Origin of the sequence: Phenylobacterium sp. (genome assembly GCF_036495085.1) — a bacterium.
Taxonomy (GTDB): Bacteria; Pseudomonadota; Alphaproteobacteria; order Caulobacterales; family Caulobacteraceae; genus Phenylobacterium.
On the sequence record NZ_DASXNL010000069.1, the window covers coordinates 47,186 to 55,250 of the forward strand.

General features: G+C 66.9%; 8 protein-coding genes. 5 read left to right on the forward strand and 3 right to left on the reverse strand.

The genetic code is table 11. The features are described from left to right. Positions 1 to 94: 94 nt before the first annotated feature. Genes ahcY through VGI62_RS08485 form a run of 3 tightly spaced genes read left to right on the forward strand, consistent with a single transcriptional unit; the run spans position 95 to position 2,651 of the window. Complete coding sequence (gene ahcY, locus VGI62_RS08475) at positions 95 to 1,486, forward strand: adenosylhomocysteinase (RefSeq protein ID WP_331504008.1); 1,392 nt, start codon at positions 95 to 97, stop codon at positions 1,484 to 1,486. A 25-nt stretch (positions 1,487 to 1,511) separates the two neighbouring features. After that, complete coding sequence (locus VGI62_RS08480; RefSeq protein ID WP_331504010.1) at positions 1,512 to 2,342, forward strand: PfkB family carbohydrate kinase; 831 nt, start codon at positions 1,512 to 1,514, stop codon at positions 2,340 to 2,342. A 15-nt stretch (positions 2,343 to 2,357) separates the two neighbouring features. After that, positions 2,358 to 2,651: an acylphosphatase gene (locus VGI62_RS08485; RefSeq protein WP_331504012.1), complete on the forward strand. Its 294-nt coding sequence runs from the start codon at positions 2,358 to 2,360 to the stop codon at positions 2,649 to 2,651. Here VGI62_RS08485 and VGI62_RS08490 read toward each other — a convergent pair. Next, positions 2,648 to 3,895: an MFS transporter gene (locus VGI62_RS08490; RefSeq protein WP_331504014.1), complete on the reverse strand. Its 1,248-nt coding sequence runs from the start codon at positions 3,893 to 3,895 to the stop codon at positions 2,648 to 2,650. The genes VGI62_RS08485 and VGI62_RS08490 overlap by 4 nt on opposite strands. 132 nt (positions 3,896 to 4,027) lie before the next feature. Here VGI62_RS08490 and VGI62_RS08495 point away from each other — a divergent pair, with 132 nt between their 5' ends. Next, on the forward strand, positions 4,028 to 5,152 hold the full coding sequence (locus tag VGI62_RS08495) for a serine hydrolase domain-containing protein (RefSeq protein ID WP_331504015.1): 1,125 nt from the start codon (positions 4,028 to 4,030) through the stop codon (positions 5,150 to 5,152). A gap of 271 nt (positions 5,153 to 5,423) precedes the next feature. Continuing rightward, positions 5,424 to 6,101 (forward strand): nitroreductase, encoded by a 678-nt coding sequence (locus VGI62_RS08500; RefSeq protein WP_331504017.1) that lies wholly within the window; start codon positions 5,424 to 5,426, stop codon positions 6,099 to 6,101. Between the two features lie 113 nt (positions 6,102 to 6,214). Here the strand turns inward: VGI62_RS08500 and VGI62_RS08505 are convergent, their stop codons facing one another. Then, the gene (locus tag VGI62_RS08505; RefSeq protein WP_331504019.1) at positions 6,215 to 6,859 is read right to left on the reverse strand and encodes a DsbA family oxidoreductase; all 645 of its coding nucleotides are present in this window, start codon (positions 6,857 to 6,859) and stop codon (positions 6,215 to 6,217) included. A gap of 85 nt (positions 6,860 to 6,944) precedes the next feature. After that, positions 6,945 to 7,739 (reverse strand): L,D-transpeptidase, encoded by a 795-nt coding sequence (locus tag VGI62_RS08510; RefSeq protein WP_331504021.1) that lies wholly within the window; start codon positions 7,737 to 7,739, stop codon positions 6,945 to 6,947. Positions 7,740 to 8,065: the final 326 nt, after the last annotated feature.

The following is an 8,065-nucleotide window of genomic DNA, read 5'->3' on the forward strand; positions in this document are numbered from 1 at the left end:
ACATCTTTATATGTTTCTTGCGCGAGCGGCGCCCTGCGGCTATAGAGCCGCCAGCCAACTCCGCTTTCCGATCCATTTTGCCCTGGGGCCAGAAATGACCGACTACGTCGTCAAGGACATCGCGCTCGCCGACTGGGGCCGCAAGGAAATCGACATCGCCGAGACCGAGATGCCCGGCCTGATGGCCGTGCGTGGCGAGTTCGGCAAGGCCCAGCCGCTCAAGGGCGCCCGCATCGCGGGATCCCTGCACATGACCATCCAGACCGCGGTGCTGATCGAAACGCTGCAGGCGCTGGGCGGCGAGGTCCGCTGGGCCTCCTGCAACATCTTCTCAACCCAGGACCACGCAGCTGCGGCCATCGCCGTGAAGGGCACGCCGGTCTTCGCCATCAAGGGCGAGAATCTGATCGAGTACTGGGAGTACGCCCACAAGATCTTCGAGTGGTCGGACGGAGGCTATCCGAACCTGATCCTCGACGACGGCGGCGACGCCACCCTGCTCTGCGTGCTGGGCCCCAAGGCCGAGAAGGATCCCTCGATCCTCAACAATCCGCAGAATGAGGAGGAGGAAGCGCTCTACAAGGTGATGAAGCGCTACCTGAAGGAGAAGCCGGGCTTTTATTCGGCGATCCGTGACGCCATCAAAGGCGTCTCCGAGGAAACCACCACGGGCGTTCATCGCCTCTACCAGATGGCCGAGCGAGGCGAACTGCCGTTCGCCGCCATCAACGTCAACGACAGCGTGACCAAGTCAAAGTTCGACAACCTTTACGGCTGCCGCGAGAGCCTGGTGGACGCCATCCGCCGTGGGACCGACGTGATGCTGGCCGGCAAGACCGCCGTCGTGCTGGGTTACGGCGACGTGGGCAAGGGCTCGGCCGCCTCTCTGCGCAACGGTGGCGCGCGGGTGATGGTCACCGAAGTCGACCCGATCTGCGCCCTGCAGGCGGCGATGGAAGGCTATGAGGTGGTGACGGTCGAGGACGTGGCCAGCAAGGCCGACATCTTCGTCACGGCGACCGGCAACAAGGACGTTCTGACCGTCGACCACATGCGGGCGATGAAGAACAACGCCATCGTCGCCAACATCGGCCACTTCGACAGCGAAATCCAGATTGCGGGCCTGCGGAACTTCAAGTGGGACGAGATCAAACCGCAGGTCCACCACGTTGAGTTCCCTGACGGCAAGAAGATCATCGTGCTGTCGGAAGGCCGGCTGGTGAACCTCGGTAACGCCACCGGCCACCCGAGCTTCGTGATGAGCGCCTCGTTCACCAACCAGACGTTGGCCCAGATGGAGCTGTGGCAGCACGGCGCCAAGTATCAGAGCCAGGTCTACACCCTGCCCAAGCACCTCGACGAAAAAGTCGCAATGCTCCACTTGGGCAAGCTCGGCGCGAAATTGACCAGGCTGTCCAAGGACCAGGCTGAGTACATCGGCGTGAAGACCGAGGGTCCGTTCAAGCCGGACCACTACCGATACTAGGCTCCAGCCTGTAGGGATGGGCGCCATGCCCCTGGCGCTTGTCCTCTCTTCGTTCGTCGCGGCCAGCCGGATCGGTGGGGCGGCGCAGCAATATGTCCTGGCCGCCCACGGCATCGATCCCGTGCTGGTGCCGACCGTGATGCTGGGCCGCAGCCCTGCAAAGGGGGCGCAGGGCCAGGCGACGCCACCGGACCTCTTCGCGCGCATGCTGGCCGACGTCGAGGCAGACGCCCTGTTCGGCCTCGTCGATCTGGTGATCACCGGCCACTTCTCCTTGGCCGAACAGGTGGAGATCGCGGCCGACGCCCTTGGCCGGGTCAGGGCAGCGCGCGAGCGCCAGCCCGTGATCGTGGTCGATCCGATCCTCGGAGACACGCCCAAAGGGCTCTACGTCAGCGCCGCGGTGGCCGAGGCTGTGGCCGGCCGACTGGTTCCGCTGGCCGATTGGATTACGCCCAATCTCTGGGAGCTGGGGCACCTGACCGGCGCCCCGATCGACAGCGCCGCAGCTGCCGTCCGCGCGGCGCGACGCTTGGGAAAGCCCGCGCTGGTGAGCTCCGCGCCTGCCGGGCCAGAGGAGATTGGCCTGGTCTTGGCGCTGGCTGACGAGGCGGTCCTGTTTGCCCATCCGCGGCTGGATCAGGTGCCGAACGGCACCGGGGACCTGGTTACCGCCAGTTTCGGCGCCGGCCTCGTCCAAGGCCTCACTCCGTCGGCGGCGGCCGAACGCGCCGCGCGCGCTGCGCGCGAGACCGCCCAGGCCGCCCAGGACTGGCGCGCGCCGGAACTGCCTATCGTGGCGCTGGGCCAGCGCCTGGTGCGTCCTCAAGCGGTGGTGCGCGTTGAAGTCCTCTAAGGATCGAGACCGGCAATGGCTCGAAACGCCACAAGGCTCCTGATCGAAGGTCGCGTTCAGGGGGTCGGCTACCGCTGGTGGACCGTCGAGGCGGCGCTTCGTCTTGGCCTCGACGGGTGGGTGCGCAATCGCGCCGACGGCTCGGTCGAGATCCTGGCGATTGGCGAGCCCGACGACATCGCGCGGCTGGCGCAAGCCTGTCGAGCCGGACCCTCCGGCGCGGTGGTCCGCTCGGTCAAAGACGAGGCGGCCCAGGACGATGGCAGCAACGGCTTCGGGCAGCGGGCGACGTCGCGAAACGAAAACTAGGCTCCGGCGTCTCGCTCGGCGCCGCCCGGTTTGCGCCATGCGAGCCCGGCGATGCAGAGGCCGCACGCTATGACGATCGGCAGCACGCTGGACAACACCTCCGCGGGCGTGCGGCCTGCGGCCAACAGTACGGCTGCGAACGACGGGCCAGCCAGCGATCCCAGACGGCCGACACCGATTGCCGAGCCGATGCCGGCTCCGCGCGTCGATGCCGTATAGAGGCCGCCCGCCGTCCCGTAGAGGATCACCTGCGAGGCCAGGATGGCGCCCCCAAGCACGATCGCCAGGACGAACATCGCCAGGATCAGGGGCGATGCGCTGGCGAGCAGGAACAGCGCGATCGGAAGCGCCAGGACGCTGACGACGATGCTCGCCCGTCGCCAGCGGGTGTCCAGCAGGGCGCCTGCGAATAGAGCCGCCAGCGCCCCGCCCGCATTGAAGCCGACCTGGGCGAGCGCAGCCTCGCTTTTCGAGAGCCCACGTCCCTGCAGCAGCAGCGGCAACCAGCTCAGCATCAAGTGCAGGGTCAGGTTCAACAGCAGAAAAGAAAGCCAGAGGATAAGGGTGCGCCTCAGCCGTCCCTCCGCGAACACCGCGCTAAACCCGGTCTTCTCGGGGTCGGCAGCCGGGTCGCGTTCACGCGGCGCCTGGCGGATATCCGGCAATAGCCAGGCCATCAACGGGGCGATGACCAGCGGAGCGACGCCGCCAAGCAGGAAAACCCAGCGCCACTGGGTCGGCGCGGCTATCAGTATGATCGAACTCGCGATGGCGCCGCCCATCGGCATGCCGATGTAGGTGAGCGCGATGCTGCTGTTGCGCGCCCGCTCAGGGCTGACATCCGCTGCGAGCGCGATCAGGTTCGGCATCGCGCCACCGAGGCCCAGTCCGGTAAGGATCCGGGCGCCAATGAGAGACGGCATGTCCCAGGCGAACCCGGCCAGCACTGAGCAGAGACCAAAGGCCGTGATCGACGCGACCAGAACGCGCTTGCGCCCAAGCCGGTCGGCAAGCCGTCCACCAGCCACCGCGCCGAACAGCAGTCCGAGATTTCCAGCCGCGAGGAAAAGGCCGAGCGCCGCGGGCGTCGGTGCGAAGGCGATCTTGATTCCGCCGGCCGCGACGCCGGCAGCCTGCACGTCCAGACCTTCGCACATCGCCGCAGCGAAGCAGCATGCGAGCGTCATGGCCGCAGCCCGCGTCCGCAGGGTGCTGTTCGTCCCGGCTGCGGGAGCAACCGTCACCAACGATTCACACCGACCATGGCAGATCCCCCAAGGATCGCGGGCGGCGCCCGCACGTACAGGTTAGCTGCACTGCTGGGCCGCGGCCATACCGCTCGGTATAGGTGATCCGTCCCCGCCGCAGGAGCTTCGATGGTTGAGATCGCCGGTCATGCCCAACGCCGGTTCGCCGCCGTCCAGGACGCTTTCGCCGCGAACTTCGATGCCGGCGAGGAACTGGGCGCTCGCTTCACCTTGGTGCTGGCCGGGGAAATCGTGCTCGACCTTTGGGCGGGTCACGCCGATCGCGCCCGCACCAGACCCTTCGACGAGCGCACGCTTACGCCGGTCTTCTCGACGACCAAGGCCATCGCGGCCCTGCTGATCGCGCGGCTGGTGGATCAGGGAAAGCTCACCTACGAACAGACTGTCGCATCGGTATGGCCGGACTTCGCCGCCGCCGGTAAAGCTTCGATAACGATCGAACAGTTGATGTCGCACCAGGAAGGGCTGTCGGGATTCCCGGACCCGATGGAGCCCTCGTTGTGGTTCGACTGGGACGCGATCTGCGCCAAGCTCGCCGCCATGGCCCCACTCTGGCCGCCGGGCACGGCCAGCGGCTATCACCCGATCACCTTTGGCTATCTCGCGGGCGAGATTTTCCGACGCGTCGAGGGCCGAACCATGGGCGCGGCGCTGCGCCAGGACCTGGCGACGCCGTTCGGCCTCGACCTCTGGATCGGCTTGCCGGATTCGGAATTCGGACGTGTCGCGGACCTTCAAAGGCCGAACGCGCTGCCGGACTTCGGCCACCACAACGAGGCCACCCGCGCGGCTTTCCTGACACCATGGTCCTCTCCGGCAGGCCGCGGCCAGGCCGACTGGCGGCGAATGGAGATTCCGTCGGCTAACGGGCATTGCACGGCTGAGGCCCTGGCGCGACTGATGGGAGCCCTGGCCAACGACGGCTGGCTGGACGGTGAGGACATCCTTTCGCCTGCGCTGGTCGCCGAGGCGGCCCGCGAGCGTATCCGTGGCCAGGACCTCGTGCTGCCCTTTGAGATGAGTTGGGGCGCAGGCTTCATGCGCAACCAGGCCACCCACCCCTGGGGGCCGGGAAACCAGACTTTCGGCCACTCGGGCTGGGGTGGCTCCTGCGCGTTCGCAGACCCGGAGCGAACGCTGGGCGGGGCCTATGTGATGAACAAGCAGTCCGCCGACCTCCTCGGCGACCGCCGCGCCAAGCGGCTCATAGAGGCCGCCTATGCGAGCCTCTAACTCGGGAGTGGCCTTTGAGCCGCCGCCGCCGCCAAGCTATGACTCCGCAACGACGAAGGTGTCCGGTCCATTACTTGGCGCTCTCTTGGATCCGCCCTGACGGTCTGCTTGACGGGCGAGCGCCGAAATCGACTCGGTGATTTGATGCGCATAGGGCCTGTCGGCTAGATGTGGCCCCTCGGCTGGCGAGGCCCTGCGGGCGCCTGCAGCTCAGCAGCGTTAGGCGGTCAACTCGCCACTGAAACCGCAGTGGCCAGCCCAGGAGCCATCCGTGCAGTTTGACGACGTGATTCTCGGTCGCCGAAGCATTCGCGGCTATAAGCCCGATCCCGTTCCAAGGGCGCTGATTGAGGAGATCATCGCTCTGGCGATGCGTGCGCCGTCGTCGATGAACACCCAGCCTTGGAACTTCTACATCGTCACGGGCGAACCGTTGGATCGGATCCGCACCGGCAACACCGAGCGGATTTTGGCGGGCGTCCCACAATCGCGCGAGTTCCGCACGGGGCAGGCCTTCGCGGGTCAACACCGCGAAAGGCAGGTCGGCGTCGCCAAGCAATTGTTCTCCGCGATGGGGATCGCGCGCGAGGACAAGGATATGCGCCAGGACTGGGTGCTGCGCGGCTTCCGTCAATTCGACGCGCCGGTCTGCGTGATCGTGACCTACGACCGGGTGTTGGATGGCAGCGACGATACCCCGTTCGATTGCGGCGCCGTGACCACCGCGCTGGTTAACGCAGCCTGGTCTCGCGGCCTGGGCGCGGTGATCAACAGTCAGGGGATCATGCAGTCGCCGGTCGTGCGTGAGCACGCCGGCATCGCCGACGATCAGGTCATCATGAAAAGCATCGCCCTGGGCTGGCCGGATGAGAGCTTCCCGGCGAATGCGGTGGTTTCCGAGCGCAAGGCGGTCGCCGAGGCCACCGTGTTCGTCGGTTTCGACGACTAGCGCGACGCCGCTGCCCACCCCATCGCCGACCCTCGGTGGTCCGGCGTGAGCCAACGCGAAGCGAGTTCCCAGGATCTCTGCGCCATTACCCGGCTGGCCGACTTGGCGGAGCGCTAGGAAGCCACCTGCTCCATGGCGGCCCGTCGCATCTGAGCGTGCAGCGTCGCCGGCGGATGGGCGCCCGAAAGAGCTGCGCCGTCCCCGAACACATAGAGCGGCACGCCGGCTGCGGCCCCAAGCCACCCGGAGTCCAGGCTCGGATCCTCGATTCGCCTCGCCATCGTCTCGCGATCGTAACCGCAGGCTTGCGCCAAGCTCGCCAACACACCGGCATCGCCGATGTCCAGTCCGTCCACGAAGTGCGCCTGGAAGAGCCTGTCCAGCAGCTGATCGAGTCGGTCGGGTCCAGCTGAGCGCGCGAAGTGAAGCAAGCGGTGAGCTTTCGCCGTGTTCGGCATTTTGAAAATCCGTTCGAAGGCGATCTCGCAACCGGCCTCCCTGGCGGCAGATAGAACCTGCGCCTGGCGCGCACGAACGGCCGCCGCTCCGCCCAGCCGGGCTTCATAGAACGCCGTGAAATCAAGGCCGCCTTCCGGGATGTGGGGCAACAGCTGCGTCGAGCGCCACTCGACCTTCACCGTGACCCGCGGATCGCTTTGCTCCAGCATCGTGAGCGCAGTCTCGAGGTTGCGCTTGCCGATGAGGCACCAGGGACAGATCAGGTCGAAGTAGACGGTGACGGCAAGTTCGCAGGACATCGTCCAACCCTAGCCGCGCAATGATGTCTGCTCCAGTGCGACACGCTCGCGCTGCTTGCCTCGGAGGCTGCTGGCTCAGCGAACGCTATTTGGCCCGGACACCGACTGACGTCGCTGAGGCGGCCGCATCCGGGAGGCTGGAGTCCTCGGGCCTGCGAAGGTCGCCAGCCGTCCTGAATTCGCCTGCCGGGTCGACGCCCGGCAGAACCCGAAAGGCCGGAAAGACCTCCTGAATGCGCCTGTCCTCCGGCAGGATGTAGACGATGCCGCTCGTGCCCGTGAATGTCGGGCGCACCACCTTCCGATAAAAGTCGGCCGACACGTTGATGCAGCCGTGGGTGATGCGATTGTCCCGGGGGGTCGGCGAGCTGAGGCGCTGAGGGCGCCGCTCCTTGGGGTTGGACGTGTCCACCGGATGCATCGATATCGCCGTCGGATAGTCGACCCAGAGCACCCCGCGGTCGCTGGCGGCGGCGCCGAAGCTGGCGACGAACCGTCCGGCTGGCGTCGTCCGTTCGTCGCGGGGAATGGCCGCCACCTCGCGGTCGCCGACGCCGGGGGTCGAATTGTCACCCCGCGCCAATCCCAGCAGGACGGGGCCGTCGCCCAAGAACCGGCCATCGGCGCGGAACACGAACACCCTGGCCGCGACCTTGTCGATAATCGCGAAAGGCAGGCCGCTGTGGTCGTCGGTGGTGATCACCCATCGCGCGAGTTGCGTCACTGTATCCGACGGCGCCTGCGCTTTGGGGGCGGCGTGCGCAGACTTGGGGGCCTTCGCGGTCCCCGTTCGCGCAGCGGCCAGCGAAGGCCATGCGACCAACATCAGGCTAAGCCACAGCGCCAGGTCTGCGCGCGGCCGCCTCGTGGGATCGGACATGACCAACGCTCCAGAATCCCAGCCCGGGCCCGATTATGGTTGCCGCAGCGCCATCGGCAAGGGCGCGCGTCGCCCACGCGTGGGCGGGGGCGACGGCGCGCCGGTCCACTGTCAAGGCCAAGGCGGCACGCCGCGCCGTCCTGGCTTTCAGCGGCTCCCCCTACCGCCACCGCAATATGATCGAGCGCCGCCGTTAGTTCGGGCCAATCACGGCGCGATAGCGGTGGACAGGCGCCGGCATCGGAGACGCCGGCCCTTTCACGCTCTTCCAGATGATCTCGTTCAGCCGGCGCATCGGCGCTTCGTCGACCTCGGCGAAGTTCATC